Below are 17,869 nucleotides of genomic sequence, written 5' to 3'. Positions count from 1 at the left end.
CGGGCGGCATCGGGGGGTGGCGTTAAATCTAACGCTAAAACGTGTGAACTTGTGATGTTGCGTGGAGACTATGAGGCACTCCCCGAGGTGTCAAGGGTGTGAGAGATTGAGTCGCCGTAACAAACAGACATGGGCATCGAGGCATGGGAGCGCAGCAGGTGAAGTCGCGTCCACGCGCGGCCAGCGGGGCCAGCAGACGCCAGGCGATGGCCGAGCATGTCATGCGCCAGGGCTCGGTCTCGATGGCGGAGCTCGCCGAGACCTTCGAGGTGAGCGTGATGACCGTCCACCGTGACCTGGACGTGCTGGAGACCCAGGGCATGGTGCGCAAGTTCCGGGGCGGGGCCAGCGCCCAGGCGACCAGCGTGTTCGAGAGCAACATCGCCTACCGCAAGACCGCCCAGACCGCGGAGAAGGAGGCGATCGCCAGGCATGTCGTGGGACTGATCGAGCCGGGCAGCTCCGTCATGTTCGACGACTCCACGACCGCGCTGGCCGTCGCCCGGCACCTGAGCGAGGTCACCCCGCTGACCGTGGTGACCAACTTCCTGGAGGCCATCCGGCTGCTGGCGCCCGTGCCCGGCATCCGGCTGATGGCGCTCGGCGGCGAGTACTACCCGACGCACGACTCTTTCCTCGGGGTGGCATGCGTCGACGCGGTCGAGGCGATGAACACCGACACGGTCGTGGTCTCCACCTCGGCGGTGTCCGACCGGCACGCCTTCCACCAGGAGCAGGAGATCGTGCTGGTCAAGCGGGCCATGCTGGCCTCCGGCACGCGCTGCGTCCTCGCGGTGGACCACACCAAGCTCGACCGGGTGGCCCTGCACCGGGTGGCCCCGCTGGAGGCGTTCGACGTCATCGTGGTCGACTCCCGCGCCCCCGCCGAGGCGATCCAGCGGCTGCGCGACCAGCACCACCGGGTGGACGTCGCCGAGGTCACCGAGCCGTAGCGCCCCCGTGCGCCCGCGTCACCAGGCGACGGGCAGCGAGGTCAGCCCGTACACGACGTGGAAGGAGCGGAAGGCGGGCCCCGGCTCGGCCAGGCGCAGGGCGGGGAACCGGCGCAGCAGCGCCGGGAACGCGATCCGCATCTCCATGCGGGCCAGCGGCGCGCCCAGGCAGTGGTGGACGCCGTGGCCGAAGGCCACGTGGCCGGGCGCCCCGCGCGTGATGTCCAGCGCGTCCGGGTCGGGCAGCAGCTCCGGATCGCGGTTGGCGGTCGGCAGCGCGCAGATCACCATCTCCCCGGCCCGGATCGCGTGGCCGGCGATCTCGGTGTCCACGGCCGCCACCTTGCTGGTGCCGGAGTGGACGATGCTGAGCCAGCGCAGCAGCTCCTCCACCGCGGCGTCGGCCCGCTCGGGGTCCTCCCGCAGCATGCGGAGCTGGTCCGGGTGGCGCAGCAGCGCCAGCGTGCCGAGGGAGAGCATGTTGGAGGTCGTCTCGTGGCCGGCGAACAGCAGCAGGCTGCCGATGCCGGTCAGCTCGGCCGCCGTCACCTCGCCGCCGTGCTCGCGCACCAGCATGCCCAGCAGCTCCTCGCCGGGGTCGGCCATGATCCGCGCGACCAGCTCGGACATGTAGGCGCGTGATTCCAGCTGGAGCTCGATGCGCTTCTCGACGGGCACCGACACGTCCAGCATCCGGCTGGTGCGGTGCTGGAAGCCCTCGCGGTCGGCGTAGGGGACGCCCAGCAGCTCGCAGATCACCAGTGACGGGATCGGCAGCGCGAACGCCTGCACCAGGTCGGCCGGCGGCCCGGCCTTCTCCATCGCGTCCAGATGCTCCTCGACGATGCTCGTCACGCGTGGCTCCAGGCGGCGCATCCGGCGGAGCGTGAACTCGGGCGTCAGGAGCCGCCGCAGCCGCGTGTGCTCCGGAGGGTCGTGGGCGAGCAGGTTGCCCGCCCGCAGGACGGCCAGCTCCTCGTCGCTGACCGGCGGCGCGCCGGGCAGCCGGGCCAGGCCGAGCTGGGACAGCGGGAAGCGCTCGGCGTCGCCCAGGACGGCGCGCACGTCGGCGTGGCGGGTGACCAGCCACGCCTCGACGCCGAACGGCGTGGTGACCCGCCTGACGCCCTCGTCGTCGCGCAGCGCGCCCAGCTCGGGGATGGGGTCGAACCCGTCCCGACGCATGTGCAGCGGCATCATCGAGGTGTCCGTCATGTGTCCCCCCGGGTGACCGGTGATCCTGACCGCTCCTGACCGCTCCTGACCATGACGGTACCAACGCCTCGCCCACTTGCAAGATCCACGCGCGAACCCGATTCTCGCGATGGCTCTGACCCGCGACGATCTCGCCGGATGGGGTAGGGGGATGGACGTACGCTGAGTTCTGTCGGCCGGTGACGAGGAAGGGGACCCCGCCGCCGGATTGTGGAGCAGTCATGACGTCACGGGGAACGGACGGCTGGACCGCCGGCGGGTTGCCGGCCGAGTTGACCAGCTTCGTGGGCCGCCGGCAGGACATCGCCGAGGTCAAGCGCCTGCTGGCCGGCTCCAGGCTGGTGACCCTCGCCGGGGTGGGCGGGGTCGGCAAGAGCCGGCTGGCCCTGCGGGTCGCCGCCGAGGTGCGGCGCGCGTTCCGCGACGGTGTGTGCCTGGTCGAGCTGGCCGCGCTGGAGAGCTCCGGGGTGCTGGTCCAGGCGGTGATCGAGAACCTGCGGATCGTGGACCACTCCTCCCGGGAGCCGATGGACGTCCTCGCCGACCATCTGCGCGACCGTCAGATCCTCATGGTCCTGGACAACTGCGAGCACCTGCTGCACGAGTGCGCGGTGCTCGCCGCCACACTCGTACGCGCCGCGCCCGGCCTGCGCATCCTCGCCACCAGCAGACAGGCGCTCGGCGCCCCCGGCGAGCAGACCATGGTGGTCCCGGCGCTGCCGGTGCCCGGGATGAACGGGCAGCGGCCCGGCGGGGAGCCGCCCGAGCGGTCCGACGCGATGCGGCTGTTCGCCGAGCGTGCCCGGGCCGTCGTGCCCGACTTCGAGATCACCGACGCGAACCGGGAGACCGTCACCCGCATCTGCCGGGGCCTGGACGGAATCCCGCTGGCCATCGAGCTGGCGGCCGTGCGGCTGCGCGTCATCTCCGCCGAGCAGCTCCTCTCCCGGCTGGAGGACCGCTTCGGGCTGCTCACGACGGGCTCGCGGGCGCGGCTGCCGCGGCAGCAGACGCTGAGGGCGCTCATCGACTGGAGCCACGCCCTGTGCACCGAGCAGGAGAGGCTGCTGTGGGCGCGCCTGTCGGTCTTCTCCGGCAGCCTCGACCTGGAGGCCGCGGAGTACGTCTGCGCCGGTGACGGCATCGCCGCCGAGGAGATCGTCGACGTGGTCATCGGCCTGGTGGAGAAGTCCATCCTGCTGCGCGAGGAGCACGGCTCCATGGTGCGCTTCCGGCTGATGGAGACGATCCGCCAGTACGGCCGTGACCGGCTGCGCGAGTCCGGCGAGGAGGGGGAGCTGCGACACCGGCACCGCGTCTGGTACCACGACCTCGCGACGCGGATGCACCAGGCGTGGTTCGGCCCCGACCAGGTGACCTGGTACCGGCTCATGCGCCTGGAGCACGACAACGTCCGCTCCGCGCTGGACTACTGCGTGTCCACGCCGGGGGAGGCCGAGGCGGGCATGACCCTGGCCGCCGCGCTGCGCTACTACTGGATCGCCGCCGACTCGCCACGCGAGGGGCGCGGCTGGCTCGACCGGCTGCTCGCCGTCGACGCCGCCCCGGTGCGGGCGCGCGCTCGGGCGCTGTGCGTCGACGCGCGGCTCGCGGTGCTGCAGAGCGACTTCGGCGTGGCTGTCGGCCTGCTGGCCGAATGCCGCGAGCTGAACCGCGAGCTCGGCGACGACGGGATCACGGGAGCCGCCGCCTACGTCGGGGGACTCGCGGCGGTCCTCCAGAGCGAGCTGCCCGAGGCGCTGGACCTGCTCGGTGAGGCGCTGGAATGCGGCCGGGCCACCGGTGACCAGATGCTCGTGGCCAACTCGCTCATCTACCTCGGGACGGCCCGGTCGCTGCTGGGTCGCGCGGACGAGGCGGTGGACAGCTTCGAGGAGTGCCTGCGCCTGTGCGAGACGCGCCGGGAGCGCTGGTTCCGCTCCTACACCCTGTGGACGTACGGGATAGAGGTGTGGAAGCAGGGCGACACGCGGCGGGCGGTGGAGATGGAGCGCGAGGCCATCAGGCTCAAGGAGCCGTTCAAGGACCCTCTGGGCATCGCGCTGTGCGCCGAGGCCCTGGCCTGGATGGCGGCCGGAGAGGGCGACGGGCGGCGGGCCGCGACGCTGCTCGGCGCGCTGGAGGAGATGCGGCGGGCGTTCGGCGGGCCGCTGTTCGGTCACCTGTGTGACTACCACGACGCGTGCGAGGAGGCGGCGCGGGCGGCCATCGGCGACCGCAGGTTCGAGACGGCCTTCCGTAAGGGAGCCACGATGACCCCCGCCCAGGTGATCGCCTACGCGCTGCGGGCCGACAGGAGCACCGGCGAGCGCCCGCGCGAATCCTCGCCGCTGACCAGGCGCGAGATGGAGATCGCCCGGCTCGTCGCCCGGGGCATGAGCAACAAGGCAATAGCGGCCTCCCTGGTGATCGCCCAGCGTACGGCCGAGGGACACGTCGAGAAGATCCTCAGCAAGCTCGGCTTCAGCTCGCGCGTGCAGATCGCGGCCTGGATCGGCCGGCAGGACCTGTCCGTGGACGAGCCGTGGTCAGGAGGTGCGTCATGAGACCGTTCACGGACGGCGACCATGCCCGGCCAGGCCCCGTCAAGGAGGTGTCGAGCTTCGTCGGCCGCAGGAGCGAGCTGGCCGCCGCGCGCAGGATCCTGGTCAGGGCCCGGCTCCTGACGCTGACCGGCACGGGCGGGGTGGGCAAGACCCGGCTGGCTCGGCGGATCTGCGAGAGCCTGCGCACCGCGTACAAGGACGGCGTCCTGGTGGTCGAGCTCGGCACCCTGGAGACCGGCGACCTGCTGGGGCCGACCGTCGCCGCCGCCCTGGGGCTGCGCGACCAGGGGCCCGACCCCACGGCGCTGCTGGTGGACTACCTGTCGGACAAGCGCATGCTGCTCATCCTCGACAACTGCGAGCACCTGCTGCCCGACTGCGCCGGCCTGGTGGACCGGATCCTGCGCGGTGCGCCCCGCATGCGGGTGCTGGTGACCAGCCGGCAGATCCTCGGCGTGTACGGCGAGCAGGTCCTCGCGGTGCCGTCGCTGCCCGTGCCCGACCCCGGCAGCCCGGCCCGGGAGATCGCCCGCCACGACTCGGTGCGGCTCTTCACGGACCGTGCCGCCAGCGTGCAGCCGGGGTTCGCCGTGGACGCGCGCAACGCGGCCACCGTGGCGCGGCTCGCCCAGCGCCTCGAAGGCATCCCGCTGGCCATCGAGCTGGCCGCCGTGCGGCTGCGCACGCTGCGGCTCGACGGGCTGATGCGGGAGCTGGACGACTTCCTGGAGGTCCCCGTCGCGGGGAGCGCCGTCACGCTCCCGCGCCACCGCACGCTCCGCGCGACCATGGACTGGAGCTACCGGCTGTGCTCGCCGCCGGAGCAGCGGCTCTGGGCCCGGCTGTCGATGTTCCCCGGAAGCGTCGACCTGGACACCGCCGAGGCGGTCTGCGCGGGCGACGGCATCGCCTCCGCCGAGGTGTTCGACCTGATCGCGGGGCTGGTGGACAAGTCCGTCCTGGTCAGCGAGTACTCCGAGGGTGGGACGCGGTACCGGATGCTGGAGTGCATCCGGGGCCACGGTGGCGAGCGGCTCCAGCCGGAAGAGGGCCGGGCGCTGCGGCTGCGCTACATCGGCCACTACCGCGACCTGGTGAGCGGCCATCGGGTCGACGAGCTCGTCCCCGAGCAGCTCGACCGCTACCTGCTGCTCCAGCGGGAGCAGCCCAATGTGCGCGCCGCCCTGGAGCTGTGCCTGGGGGAGCCGGACACGGCCGTCGTGGGCCTGGAGACGGCCTCGACGATGTGGTCGTTCAGCCTGCCCACGGGCTCGCTGACCGAGGGGCGGTACTGGCTGGAGCGCGGCCTGGACCTCGCGCCCGCCCCCAGCCACGCCCGCGCCACGGCGCTGTGGGTCGACGGCATGCTGGCCCTGCGGCAGGGCGACGTGGCCGGGGCCATGCCCCGGCTGGAGGAGAGCCACGCGTTCGCGCTGAGCACCGGGGACGAGCGGCTCCTGCCGTACGTCATCCGCATCTCGGGGCTCGCCGCGTACGTCGCCGGAGACGTACGGCGCGGGCTGGAGCTGCTGGAGGAGTCACTCGTCCTGCACCGCGCCATGGACGACGTGGCCGGAGTGGCGCTCGACCTCTACTTCGCGGCCACCTACGGCTCGGTCCACGATCCGGGACGGGCCGCCGCGCACGGGGAGGAGCTGCTGGCGCTGTGCGAGGAGCGGCGGGCGGCCGTGTCCCGCGGCTACGCCCAGCTCTCCCTGGGCATCGCCGCCTGGAGCCTGGGCGACCGGGATCGCGCCGAGTCGCTGGTGCGGGAGTCCGCCGCGTTCACGGCGCACATCAACGACCGGTGGTGCCTGACCCAGTGCCTGGAGGTGCTGGCGTGGATCGCCGGGGCGGGCGGCGACCACGCGCGAGCCGCCTGGGTGCTGGGTGCCGCGCACGCGCTGTGGCAGGCGGTGGACTCCTCGCCGACCCGGCTCTGGTACCACGCCGTCTGGCACGAGAGCTGCGCGGACCAGGCCCGCCGGGCGCTCGGGGACCGGGACTTCACCGCCGCCTTCCGCGACGGCGCCCGGCACAGCCTCGACCACACCGTCCTCGACAGGATCGACTCCCGGTCCCGCGCCTGAGCATGCCGTCCGGACCGGGGGTGCGGAACGGCGCGCACCTCCCCATGAGACAGGACGGTCCGGCGAAGAGGCGCGGGGTCATTCGTCGTCCGGATCCGACGGCTCCACGGTCGGTGCGATCTGCGGTGGTGTCGCGGCCCCGCCGGCGATCTCCCGCCCCTGATTCAGGGTGTAGTCGAGCTGCCTGGCCAGGAGCGGGAGGGTCGCCGGTGGTAGATAACCATCAGCGCCGGCGTTGAGCAGCCGTCGGACCGGGCCGTAGTACTGAACTCCGAGTTCGTGGTCCTCGATCTCGGTGACGATGACGCGGGCGTTCGGGAACATCGATCGGAGCGCTGCGATCAACTGCGGGCTGCCTGGAGGTACCAGCAGCACATCGGTCGTCGCGGGAGCCGCATGCATGTCGAGCACCACGTAGTCGGCCCCGAGCTGGGTGGAGAGCGCGACCCGAGCCGCGGTCGACAGCTCCATCGCGGTGGCCACGACTGTCACACTCTCGTAGTCGATCGGTGCTTCGTCGTCGGCCTCGTCCGGCGCGTCGCGATCGACGATGGCGCCCTGGACCACGTCGATGGTGCTGGAGATCGTCGCGATCGACGCCCCGTCACGCGTGAGGACCAGGTCCTCGCCAGGATCGAGGGCGTCGATGAGCGCCACGACGTCTTCGGGAAGGCGGGTCACGTCGATGCGCCGCGTGGAGCGCGGGGCGCGTTTGCGGGTCACCATGCCTGGGAGACGCTCACGGCTGCGAGGCGTCCTGCGTCATGCGGTCGCCTGCCCCCGAGGTGTCGCCCAACCAGATGATCACATGAGTCCTTCCGACGCTGTGCTCCTGTTGGATGCCACCGCACGTTCGTTGGTTCGAGGCCGCGCCGGAGTTTCTCTCATCGGACGACGAGGTCGCGTCGGGAGCCTCCTCTCATCCGCCACCGCTCTGCGCACCTTCCAGGTCAGCGCCCATCGGCGGCGGGGAAGCTCAGGCGTTCCGGGACGCGGTGACCGCCATCGTCGTGTACTGCATGGTGAAGCCGCCTCCGGCCGCGTCGACGGCGGCTCCGACGGCCTCCAGCACCTCGGCCAGCTTGTCCGGTGGGAGCCGGGTGAGTCCGCCGGTGGTGGGCAGCAGGTCGAGCCATTCGTGGCGGGTGTAGTGCCGCTCCCAGTCGAATCGCCACTGCTCCGGCTCGCCGAACGCGACGGCCTGCCGGATGCCGTCGGCGAACGTGGCGAACATCTGCCGGTAGATCTCCTGGCCCGGTCTCGGCGGGCCGGCGCTGAACGGCGAGTCGGGCACCACCTGCCGCAGTACGGCGGCGAACGCCTCCGCGATCGGGGCCGGAGGGTCGTACGCGTGGGCGAACACCGCCAGCAGGCCGCCGGGGCGCAGCACCTGAGCCGCCTTGACCACGCCCGCGAGCGGGTCCACCCAGTGCCAGGACTGCCCGGCGACGACCGCGTCGAACGTGCGCCCGGCGGCATCCCAGTCCTCGAACGTCGCGACCTCGACCTCGACCCCGGTCCGGCGGGCGAACTCGGCCATCCGCGCGTCCGGCTCGATGCCCAGCACCTTGCAGCCGGCCGCCTGGAACTGCCGGGCTTCGATGCCGGTGCCGCAGCCGACGTCGGCGATGTCGGGACCGGGACTGGCGGCGATGATCCGTTGCACGAGGGCGTCGGGATAGGGGGGCCGGGCCCGGTCGTAGCGTTCGGTGTCGGTCCCGAACGATTCGGCCATCTGCCTGGCCTGGTGGGATGACTGCTTCGAAGGCAGGGAGGGCTTCTGCGGCATAGTGGGCATGCGCCCACCATAGTGGGCGACCGCCCACTCGACAACCGGATAGCGTTTCGCGTAGAGCGAAGGTCGGATGTAGGGAGAGAACAGGCGATGCCGACGGGAGTGGCCCTCCGAGACGTGCGGCAGCAGTTGTTCGCCGCCGCCGAGCGCGTCCTGTTCCGGGACGGGGCGAACGGGCTGACCAGCCGAGCCGTCACGGAGGAGGCGGGCGTCGCCAAAGGCGTCCTCCATCGGCACTTCGAGGACTTCGACGACTTCCTGGTCGAGCTGGTGCAGGAACGCATCGCCCGGCTCGACGGCCCGGCCACGGACCTGCGCGGCTCGGCCGGGACCGGCACCGTCGCCGCCCACCTCACTGCGGCGCTGATCCAGCTGTTCGACCCGGTCACCGTGTCGGTCGTCAGTCTCATCATCTTCCGGGACGAACTGCGCGCCCGGTTGCGCCAGGTCCGGCCCGTGCCCGGTGTCCCGGTGCTGACGCAGGCCGCCGGTGTGATCGGCGCCTACCTGAGAGACGAGTGCGAGATGGGGCGCATCGCCGCGGACGCCGACGTGGACGCGCTCGCGCTCTGCCTGATCGGGAGCGCGCACATGCTGTTCGCCGACCGGGAGCAGGGTCCGCCGGACCCCGAGGCGGTGGGAAAGGTCGTGAACGCGGTCATCGCCGACGTCGTGCAGAGACGCCTGCTCTGAGCGTGCCGCTTGACCCCAACCGTGGTTGAGATCCCAGACTTGCTGGCGGCGGGCGGCACGGCCGAACGGGCCGGTGCGAACGCGCCCGCATGTCATCGATCGATTCCTCTCAACCATGGAGCTCTTCGTCATGACCAAAGTCGTCGTCATAGGGGCCACCGGCAAGCAGGGCGGCGCTGTCGCCGATCTGCTCCTGGAACGCGGTCACGAAGTGGTGGCGTACGCGCGCTCGGCGGAATCGCCGGCAGCGAAGGCGCTGTCAGCCCGAGGAGCGCGCCTTGCCACCGGCGACCTCGCCGATCCCGACGCGCTTCAGCGCGCCTGCGCGGGCGCCGACGCGGTCTTCGGCCTGTCGGTGCCGTTCGGCGAGGGCGGCAAGGACGAGGAGGTCGCGCAGGGACGCCTGCTCGTCGACACCGCCGCTCGCCTCGACGTCCACCTGGTTTACTCCTCGGTGCGGGGCGGCGACCGGCTGGTGGCCACCAACGTCGACCACGCCGACAGCAAGCAGCTCATAGAGGCGTACTTACGCGAGCAGCCGGTGCGCGCGACGGTGCTCGGCCCGGTGTACTTCATGGAGAACGTGCTCAACCTCGGCTTCAGCCGGCTCGGTGCCGGCATGCTCGCCAACCCGCTGACTCCCGGCAAGCCGCTCGACCAGGTGAGTGTCCTGGACATCGCCGGCATGGCCGTACATGCCGTCGAGAATCCCGGCGAGCTGGTCGGCGAGCGGATCGACATCGCCTCCGATCGCGTCAGCGGGCAGGAGGCCGCCCAGATCCTGAGCGAGGTGCTCGGCCGGGAGATCCCGTACCAGCAGCTGCCGCTGGACGTGGTGCGGCAGTGGGCCGGCGAGGAGGTGGCCACGATGTTCGAGAGCTTCGAGAACAACACCGATTTCCTCGACATCGAGGCGCTGCACGCGAGGTACCCTGCCGTGCGCTGGCACAGCTACGCCGAGTGGGCCAAGACGGTGGACTGGGACCGCGTCCTCGCGGGCTAGTGCCGCGCCAGGCAACGTTCGCCCTGTCCACGATCTCGCGGAGGCGTTCGTCGGCGGCGTGCTTGTTCCGCCAAATGATGTAGCGGCGGATCATGCTGCCCTGCTCTTTGTGGCTGGCATGGTCGGTGCCGTCGAGGGCGAACTAGGCGGCGAACAGGTGCCTCACCCCGTGGGGACGGGTGTAGGTCGCCCGGCGTCGAGGCCTGGGCTCGCGGTCGGGATCCTTGTGCCGTCCGCCGCGCTCGGCCCACTGCCGTCCGGGGTGGGGCATCAGGTTGAGCGGTCCGAACTCGTCCAGGCATGAGACGACTTCAGGCTCGCCCTCTTCGGGTATGACCTCGCCGTCAGCGATCGCGTACAGGTGCTCGACGCGGGCCTTCTTGGCAGCGTAGTCGGGGTCGCGGGAGGTCTTCCAGGTCTTTATGTGTTGAAACGAGACGCCCTCCTCGCGGAGCAGGCCCCGCAGGCCCTCGTGGCTGATGTCGTCGACCACCCCCTCGGCGACCAGGAAGTCGGCCAGCTTGGCCAGGCTCCAGGTCGAGAACGGCAGGCCGTGCTCGGCCGGCTTGGACTTGGCGATCTTCTTGATCTCGCGCCGCTCCGGGAGGGTGAATGTGCTGGGCCGGCCGCCCTTGTACTTGGGGTAGAGCGAGTCGAAGCCGTCGGCGTTGAAGTTGTGGATCACGTCCCGGACCCGGTCCGGGCTGGTGAATGTCACCTCGGAGATCTTTACCACGGGCATGCCCTGTGCGGACAGCAGCACCATCTGCGCTCGCCGCCACGTCACCACCGAACCGGTGCCTCGGCGGATGATCCGCAGCAACCGCCTGCCCTCTCGTCCTCAATCTCGCGGACACGTACTCGTTCCGCCACCCGCACAGTCTGGCGACACCGCGCTCACAACAGGGGTATCGGCGCTCGCGTCACTATGCGTGGGGGTCACGCAGGCCGACTGCGTCATGCCGCCAGAACGGCTCTGCATAGACCAGCGTCCCCGTCATCCATGGCTCGTACTCTGGGAGCTTGATGGCCTGGAAGGCACCGTCCGGGATACGCAGGGATGGCTTTCGGAAGCCCTGGCCACCACCGGGCACGAAGCCGAAACGCGAATAATAGCCCGGATCGCCCTCCAGGAAGACGAGGGGAACAGCCCGCTCGGCGAGGATCCCCAGTCCGTGTCGGACCAAGGTCGAGCCGATACCGCGCTTCTGGAGCTCAGGCATCACGGCCAACGGACTGAGGACTTGCACTTCAACCAGCCGCCGAGGGGCATCGAGGAGACTGCGGGTGAACATGACATGGCCGACGACCTGCCTGTCGTGCTCGGCGACCAGCGAGAGACCGTCCTCGGGCGCGATGGTGGCCCGCAGGGTATCGACCAGGTCGGCCACGACAAAGCCATGGTCGCCGAACGCCCGCAGGTGAACATCCCGCACGGCCGGTCTGTCGCTCGGAAGTTCTTCGCGAAGATCCATGTCCGGAGAGTAAAGGCCCCTCCGGGTGGCTCGCACGCGGTTTCAAAACCGGGAGGACACGCGGCCAGGGACCCCCCAGTTGCACACCGGACCAGCATCCGAACGGAGCGTCTCGCTCCGACGGGGCGAAGGTTCGCTGATGCGGCACTAGATCAGCCGGCAGGCTCCTGCCGACGAGCCTGCCGGCCACGCACGGCTTCGAGCGGTACATCTCTCCGCCGACGCAGGCGCCGCTGGTGCTCCCGCCCGCGGTTCGGCCGCACTACCCGGTTCTCGCGCTGTGAGCTGGGCGATCATTTTGGGTCTTGACGGCGCTTTTGATATCGCAAACACTCAGGGCGCCGCGCCCCAGCGCGTTGATCACCTGTATCGCCACAAGATCCCCTATGCACCGCTCAGAAATGTTAGCGCTAACCAAGCAAAAGCTAGGTTCTACCCCCCAGGAGCCCTGCATGAGACGCCTGCGAACCACGATCCTCGGCGCGGTGGCCGCGCTGGGGCTGGTCGTCGCATCCGCGGCACCCGCCCCCGCCGCCGCACCCATCACCACCTCCATCTACACCGCAGACCCGGCCGCCCTGGTGGTCGGCGACACCATGTACCTCTACACCGGCCACGACGAGGCCCCCACGGGCGGCACGAACTTCGTCATGCGCGACTGGCACGTGTTCACCTCCGGGGACGCGACCACCTGGACCGACCAGGGCGCCAAGCTGAAACTTTCAGACTTCCCCTGGGCCGGCGCCGACGCGTGGGCCGGCGAGGTCGAGCCGAAGGGCGGCAAGTACTACTGGTACGCCCCCGTCAACGGCAACGGCGCCGGCTGGATGGACATCGGCGTCGCCGTCGGCGACAGCCCCCTCGGCCCGTTCCACGACGCCAAGGGCGGCCCGCTGATCAGCGACAGCACCCCCAACTCCTCGCCGCTCAACATCGACCCCACCGTCTTCACCGACGACGACGGCCAGTCCTACATCTACTGGGGCTCCTACTACGGCCTGCGCGCCGCCAAGCTCAAGCCCGACATGATCAACCTGGACGGCTCGGTCATCACCCCGCAGGGCGTCTCGAACTTCTGGGAGGCGCCCTGGATGTTCAAGCGCAACGGCACCTACTACCTCGCCTACGCGGCCAACGACTCGGGCTGCGCCGCCTCCGGCTACGCCTGCATCCGCTACGCCACCGCGAGCAGCCCGCTCGGCCCGTGGACCCATCGCGGGGTGGTGCTCGACCAGGTCACCTCGACCACGAACCACCCGGCGATCATCGAGTTCAAGGGCCAGTGGTACATGGTCTACCACAACGCGAGCAGCCCGGGCGGCGGCAACTTCCGCCGCTCGGTGACGCTCGACAAGCTCTACTGGAACGCCGACGGCACCATGCAGAAGGTCGTCCAGACGACCGGCCCCGGCGGCGGTCCCGGCGGCCCGCCGACCGGCACCAACCTGGCCCTGAGCGCGACGCCGTCCACCTCGTACGTCTCCTCGTGGGAGACCCTCGGCGCCGTCAATGACGGGTACGTGCCCACCGGCTCGGCCGACCACAGCCACGGCGCCTACGGCAACTGGGACCACCAGGGCACCGAGTGGCTGGAGTACCGCTGGAACAGCGCGCAGTCGATCAGCAAGATCGCGACTTACTGGTTCGACGACGACCTCGGCATCGACCTGCCCGCCTCCTGCAAGGTGCAGTACTGGAACGGCACCGCGTACGTGGACGTACCGGGACAGTCGGCCTGCGGGACGGCCGCCAACACCTACAACGTGACGTCCTTCCCCGCCGTCTCGACGACGCGGCTGCGGCTGAGCATCACCTCGAAGTCCGGCTACTCGACCGGCGTCCTGGAATGGATGGCCCTGTGATGGATGGCCCTGTGATGAACGGCTCTGTGATGAGGCGCGTCGTACGGCGGGGCCTGACCGCCCTGCTGCTCGTCGCGGGCGTGCTCGTGGCCGGGGCCCCGGCCCGGGCGGCGCAGACGATCGGGTTCCCCACCTTCAGCGGCCCGGCCGTACCGGCGGCGCCGGTCTCGTACACGCCGGGCAACATGATGCAGTCCATCTACGACGCCGAGAGCTCCGGCACCGACTTCTGGATGGACCGGCTGCTCGCCCGGCCCGGCAACGACCCGGCCGGCACCTGGCTGATGTCGCGCGGCCGGGCCCTGTTCATGAAGACCCACACACCGGGCACGCTCGGCTTCGCCGGCCAGGTCGCGTACTGGGAGAGCATCAGCGACAACAACGCCTACACCGTCGCCATCACCCCGGGCACCTTCACCGAGCAGGTCAACTCCCGCTGGCAGGCGCCGAGCCACTGGAAGAGCGTCCACACCAGCGGCTCGATCACGGTCAACCAGACGAAGTTCATCACCGAGAACAACGTCGCCGTGACCAACCTGTCGATCACGAACAACGGCTCCGGCTCGGCCACCCTCCAGCTCCGGGCCACCTCGCCGTACGCCACGTCGGGCAGCGGCAGCGAGCTGACCGGGCAGGTCAACGCCAAGAACAACCTGACCACGATCTACCCCAGGCTCACCGGTGACGGGTTCACCGTCTCCAGCGGCGGCCTGAACCGGTCCGTGACCGTCGCGGCCGGCGCCACCGTGACCGCCAAGCTGGTCATGGGCTTCGTCACCAACGAGATCCCCGAGTCGCGCACCGAGTACGACGCGTACGCCGGTTACTCGAACGCCACGGCCTTCGCCACCCACGTGCGGGCCTACAACCGGTGGTGGGCGCAGAACGTGCCCTACATCGACGTGCCGGAGCCGGCCATCAAGAAGAACATCTACTACCGCTGGTGGCTGATGCGCTTCAACAACCTCGACGCCGACATCCCGGGGCAGACGTTCCAGTTCCCCACCTCGACCGAGGGCGTTCTCGGCTACAACAACGCGATCGCGCTCACCCAGCCGATGCACATCGACGACCTCAAGTACCTGCGCGACCCGAAGTACTCCTACGGCGACTGGCTCAGCGTCGGCCAGGTGTCGAAGAACGGCCGCTTCGTCGACAACCCGGGCGACCCCGAGAACTGGTCCAACAGCTACACCCAGTACATCGCCGAGGCGGCGTGGCGCAGCTACCAGATCCACGGCGGTCAGCCCGCCATCGCGGCCAACCTGGCCCGCTACGCCGAAGGCGACGTCAAGGGACAGCTCGCCTACTACGACCACGACAACAACAAGCTCATCGAGTACGACTGGGGCGCCCTGACCGGCAACGACGCCGACGCCGTCTCCTTCCACTGGAAGAGCGGCAACATGGACCGGGCCGAGTCGGCCTACCAGTACAGCGGGGCGCTGGCCGCGGCCCAGGCGTACGAGGCGATCGGCAACACCGCCAAGGCGACCGAGATGCGGACCCTGGCCACGCAGATCCAGAACGCCATCGTCAACGTGCTGTGGAACCCGAACCGGCAGCTCTTCGAGCACCGGCTGAAGTCGACCAACGAATGGGTGCCGTGGAAGGAGATCAACAACTACTACCCGTTCGCGGTCGGCGCGATCCCCAACACCGCCACGTACAGGCAGGCGCTGCGCCTGTACGACGACCCGGCCCAGTACCCGATCTTCCCCTTCTACACGGCCAACCAGGTGGACAAGAAGGCAGCGGCCGACGCCGGCCAGCCGGGGTCGAACAACTTCTCCACCATCAACTCGACCGTGCAGTTCAGGCTGTACTCGTCAGTGCTGCGCAACTATCCCAACTCGTGGATGACGGCGAACGACTACAAGAAGCTGCTCTACTGGAACGCCTGGGCGCAGTACGTCAACGGCAACACCCAGTGGCCGGACGCCAACGAGTTCTGGGCCGACTGGAACGGCTCCGCGATCACGTACCGGTCGTGGATCCACCACAACATCCTCGGCAGCAGCAACTGGACCGTGATCGAGGACGTGGCCGGCCTGCGGCCGCGCAACGACGCCAAGGTGGAGCTCTCGCCCATCAACATCGGCTGGTCCCACTTCACCGTCAACAACCTGCGCTACCGCAACGCCGACCTGACCATCGTCTGGGACGACCCGTCCGACGGCGTCGTGCGCTACCCGGGCGTGCCGGAGGGCTACTCGATCTACGTCAACGGCAACCGCGCCGCGACGGTCAACTCGCTGGTGCCCTTCACCTGGGACCCGGCCACCGGTGACGTGACCACCAGCGGCACCGTCGCCTACCACGTGGCGGTGGCGGGTCTGCAGTCGCCCGCGCAGGTGACGCAGACCGGCGCCCGCATGGTGGACATGCTGGCCAAGGCGGGCGTGGACCTGACGGCCGACCTGACCAACCTGGCCACCGGCGCCACCGCGAGCGCCTCCTACACGGGCTCGGGCAGCACGGTCGCGGGCGCCGTCGACGGCTACCCGATCAACGAGCCGTTCTGGGGCGCGGGCGGCTCGCCCAACAGCCAGGACTGGTACGAGCTGAACTTCGGCGCGGCCCGCACCTTCAACGAGGTGCGCCTGTACTTCAAGGACAGCCGCCCCGCGAGCACCACCTACCGGGCGCCGTCGGCGTACGACATCCAGTACTACAACGGCAGCGCGTGGGTCAGCGTGCCGAGCCAGGCCAAGAGCCCGGCGACGCCGCAGGCCAACTACAACGTGGTGAAGTTCGGCGCGGTCAACGCCCAGCGGGTGCGGGTGCTCGCCACCAACGCCTCCGGCGCGAAGACGGGCCTGACCGAGATCAAGGTGTTCAACCGGGGCGGCACACAGGAGCCGCCCGCGGGCAACCTGGCCGCCTCGGCGACCCCGACGGCCTCGTACACCTCGTCGTGGGAGAACGTCAACGCCGTGAACGACGGCGTGGACCCGCCCTCCTCCAACGACACCGTCAACCCCCGCTGGGGCTGCTGGCCGGAGACCGGGCAGCAGTGGGTGGACCTGACGTGGTCGTCGGCGAAGACGCTGAACAAGGCGCAGGTGTACTTCTTCGACGACGACGAGGGCATCGACATGCCGGCGTCGTGGAAGCTGCAGTACTGGAACGGCAGCGCGTACGCGGACGTGCCCGGCGCGAGCGCGTACACGCTGACCAAGAACGGCTACAACACCGTCACGTTCACCGCCACGGGCACCACCAGGCTGCGGGTGCTGCTCACCGGCAACGGCTCCAGCTCGGTCGGCCTCCTTGAGGTCAAGGCGTTCGGACCGTGAGCCGTGCCGGCGGCTGACCTGGCCACGTGACACCCGCCCGGCACGGGCCGCCCCCGCACGGCGGCGCGTGCCGGGCGGCCCCACATCCGGCGACACCCAACCCCCCACCCTGGAGGCGCGATGAAACGCCTGGCCCTCTTTCCGCTCCTGCTGGTGAGTGCCTTCCTCCTACCGGTCGAGGCCGCGTACGCGGAGACGAACCTCGCCACGTCCGCCACCCCGAGCGCGTCGTACACCTCGTCCTGGGAGAGCGTGGCCGCGCTCAACGACGGCATCGACCCGCCCCGCTCCAACGACACGGTCAACCGCCGCTGGGGCACCTGGCCCAACACCGGCTCCCAGTGGGCCGAGCTGACCTGGAGCGGGTCGCAGACCCTCCGGGCGGCCGAGATCTACTTCTTCGACGACGGCGGCGGCGTGCGCGTCCCCGCCTCCTGGAAGCTCCAGTACTGGACCGGCGGCGCCTACGCCGACGTCCCGAACGCGAGCGGCTACCCCGTTCGGACGGACGCCTACAACAAGGTCACCTTCGGCCAGGTCAGCACCACCCGGCTGCGCGTGGTGCTGCAGAGCGGTCAGGGCTCCGTCGGGCTGCTGGAGGTCAAGGCATACGCCAACGACCCGTCGGGCGGCGGCACCCCCAGCGCCTGGAACCCGCCGGCCAACCTGGTCACGCCGCTCAACGAGGTCTGGCAGCACCAGGAGAGCACGTACAACGACCTGTACGGCTTCCGTAACTACGGCTGGGACCAGGTGATGGCCAACAAGGGCTCCATCAACTACTGCGTCCGCTGGGACTCCACGGCGACGGTGACGGCCGCGCAGCGGGACCAGATCCATGCCGCGCTGGCCCGTCAGTTCAAGAAGTGGATGGACGTGATGGCCGGGCACAACGGCTGGCCGTACGGCACGGTGCC

The 17,869-nt window shown here is 70.1% G+C and carries 12 protein-coding genes and 1 pseudogene; 8 read left to right on the top strand and 5 right to left on the bottom strand.

Annotated features, from left to right (window positions below; genetic code table 11):
* Nucleotides 1–206 precede the first annotated feature (206 nt).
* Nucleotides 207–953, top strand: coding sequence for a DeoR/GlpR family DNA-binding transcription regulator (locus ABZS51_RS07595; protein ID WP_310708142.1), 747 nt, complete (start codon nucleotides 207–209; stop codon nucleotides 951–953).
* An 18-nt stretch (nucleotides 954–971) separates the two neighbouring features.
* Here ABZS51_RS07595 and ABZS51_RS07590 read toward each other — a convergent pair whose 3' ends face one another.
* Nucleotides 972–2,168 carry a cytochrome P450 gene (locus ABZS51_RS07590; protein WP_355437468.1) on the bottom strand — a complete coding sequence of 399 codons (1,197 nt, stop codon included), beginning with the start codon at nucleotides 2,166–2,168 and terminating at the stop codon, nucleotides 972–974.
* Nucleotides 2,169–2,389: 221 nt separating this feature from the next.
* On the opposite strand from ABZS51_RS07590, the gene ABZS51_RS07585 reads away from it, so the two are divergent.
* Together ABZS51_RS07585 and ABZS51_RS07580 are read left to right on the top strand one after the other, a co-directional pair.
* A complete protein-coding gene (locus tag ABZS51_RS07585; RefSeq protein WP_355437466.1) occupies nucleotides 2,390–4,735 on the top strand; it encodes a LuxR C-terminal-related transcriptional regulator in 2,346 nt (781 codons plus the stop codon).
* On the top strand, nucleotides 4,732–6,825 hold the full coding sequence (locus tag ABZS51_RS07580) for an AAA family ATPase (RefSeq protein ID WP_355437464.1): 2,094 nt from the start codon (nucleotides 4,732–4,734) through the stop codon (nucleotides 6,823–6,825). Before ABZS51_RS07585 ends, ABZS51_RS07580 begins: the two co-directional genes overlap by 4 nt.
* A gap of 78 nt (nucleotides 6,826–6,903) precedes the next feature.
* Here the strand turns inward: ABZS51_RS07580 and ABZS51_RS07575 are convergent, their stop codons facing one another.
* Both ABZS51_RS07575 and ABZS51_RS07570 read right to left on the bottom strand, forming a co-directional pair.
* Nucleotides 6,904–7,551: a hypothetical protein gene (locus ABZS51_RS07575; RefSeq protein WP_355437462.1), complete on the bottom strand. Its 648-nt coding sequence runs from the start codon at nucleotides 7,549–7,551 to the stop codon at nucleotides 6,904–6,906.
* 250 nt (nucleotides 7,552–7,801) lie between these two features.
* Complete coding sequence (locus ABZS51_RS07570) at nucleotides 7,802–8,623, bottom strand: class I SAM-dependent methyltransferase (RefSeq protein ID WP_355437460.1); 822 nt, start codon at nucleotides 8,621–8,623, stop codon at nucleotides 7,802–7,804.
* 87 nt (nucleotides 8,624–8,710) lie between these two features.
* On the opposite strand from ABZS51_RS07570, the gene ABZS51_RS07565 reads away from it, so the two are divergent.
* A complete protein-coding gene (locus ABZS51_RS07565) occupies nucleotides 8,711–9,313 on the top strand; it encodes a TetR/AcrR family transcriptional regulator (RefSeq protein WP_355437458.1) in 603 nt (200 codons plus the stop codon).
* A gap of 130 nt (nucleotides 9,314–9,443) precedes the next feature.
* Entirely contained in the window at nucleotides 9,444–10,316 is an 873-nt protein-coding gene (locus ABZS51_RS07560; protein ID WP_355437457.1) for an NmrA/HSCARG family protein, read from the top strand.
* A gap of 142 nt (nucleotides 10,317–10,458) precedes the next feature.
* Here ABZS51_RS07560 and ABZS51_RS07555 read toward each other — a convergent pair whose 3' ends face one another.
* Together ABZS51_RS07555 and ABZS51_RS07550 are read right to left on the bottom strand one after the other, a co-directional pair.
* A complete protein-coding gene (locus ABZS51_RS07555) occupies nucleotides 10,459–11,103 on the bottom strand; it encodes a helix-turn-helix domain-containing protein (protein ID WP_355437455.1) in 645 nt (214 codons plus the stop codon).
* Nucleotides 11,104–11,242: 139 nt separating this feature from the next.
* Nucleotides 11,243–11,791: an N-acetyltransferase gene (locus ABZS51_RS07550; RefSeq protein WP_355437453.1), complete on the bottom strand. Its 549-nt coding sequence runs from the start codon at nucleotides 11,789–11,791 to the stop codon at nucleotides 11,243–11,245.
* Nucleotides 11,792–12,243: 452 nt separating this feature from the next.
* Here ABZS51_RS07550 and ABZS51_RS07545 point away from each other — a divergent pair, with 452 nt between their 5' ends.
* The 3 genes and pseudogenes from ABZS51_RS07545 to ABZS51_RS07535 form a co-directional block, all read left to right on the top strand.
* The gene (locus ABZS51_RS07545) at nucleotides 12,244–13,653 is read left to right on the top strand and encodes a glycoside hydrolase family 43 protein (RefSeq protein WP_355437451.1); all 1,410 of its coding nucleotides are present in this window, start codon (nucleotides 12,244–12,246) and stop codon (nucleotides 13,651–13,653) included.
* 14 nt (nucleotides 13,654–13,667) lie between these two features.
* Nucleotides 13,668–16,952, top strand: coding sequence for a discoidin domain-containing protein (locus ABZS51_RS07540; RefSeq protein WP_355437449.1), 3,285 nt, complete (start codon nucleotides 13,668–13,670; stop codon nucleotides 16,950–16,952).
* 120 nt (nucleotides 16,953–17,072) lie between these two features.
* A pseudogene (locus tag ABZS51_RS07535) lies at nucleotides 17,073–17,869 on the top strand (hypothetical protein); the annotation flags it as partial.

Source organism: Nonomuraea sp. NPDC005501 (assembly GCF_040605905.1).
In the GTDB taxonomy this organism is placed as follows: domain Bacteria; phylum Actinomycetota; class Actinomycetes; order Streptosporangiales; family Streptosporangiaceae; genus Nonomuraea.
Note: the sequence above shows the minus strand (reverse complement) of the source record. Positions and strands in the feature narration are given on the sequence as shown.

Excerpts from the sequence above, each read along its gene's own strand:
- ABZS51_RS07595 (WP_310708142.1), top strand. The coding sequence starts at position 207 with ATGGCCGAGCATGTCATGCGCCAGGGCTCGGTCTCGATGGCGGAGCTC.
- ABZS51_RS07590 (WP_355437468.1), bottom strand. The coding sequence starts at position 2,168 with ATGACGGACACCTCGATGATGCCGCTGCACATGCGTCGGGACGGGTTC.
- ABZS51_RS07585 (WP_355437466.1), top strand. The coding sequence starts at position 2,390 with ATGACGTCACGGGGAACGGACGGCTGGACCGCCGGCGGGTTGCCGGCC.
- ABZS51_RS07580 (WP_355437464.1), top strand. The coding sequence starts at position 4,732 with ATGAGACCGTTCACGGACGGCGACCATGCCCGGCCAGGCCCCGTCAAG.
- ABZS51_RS07575 (WP_355437462.1), bottom strand. The coding sequence starts at position 7,551 with ATGGTGACCCGCAAACGCGCCCCGCGCTCCACGCGGCGCATCGACGTG.
- ABZS51_RS07570 (WP_355437460.1), bottom strand. The coding sequence starts at position 8,623 with ATGCCCACTATGCCGCAGAAGCCCTCCCTGCCTTCGAAGCAGTCATCC.
- ABZS51_RS07565 (WP_355437458.1), top strand. The coding sequence starts at position 8,711 with ATGCCGACGGGAGTGGCCCTCCGAGACGTGCGGCAGCAGTTGTTCGCC.
- ABZS51_RS07560 (WP_355437457.1), top strand. The coding sequence starts at position 9,444 with ATGACCAAAGTCGTCGTCATAGGGGCCACCGGCAAGCAGGGCGGCGCT.
- ABZS51_RS07550 (WP_355437453.1), bottom strand. The coding sequence starts at position 11,791 with ATGGATCTTCGCGAAGAACTTCCGAGCGACAGACCGGCCGTGCGGGAT.
- ABZS51_RS07545 (WP_355437451.1), top strand. The coding sequence starts at position 12,244 with ATGAGACGCCTGCGAACCACGATCCTCGGCGCGGTGGCCGCGCTGGGG.
- ABZS51_RS07540 (WP_355437449.1), top strand. The coding sequence starts at position 13,668 with ATGAACGGCTCTGTGATGAGGCGCGTCGTACGGCGGGGCCTGACCGCC.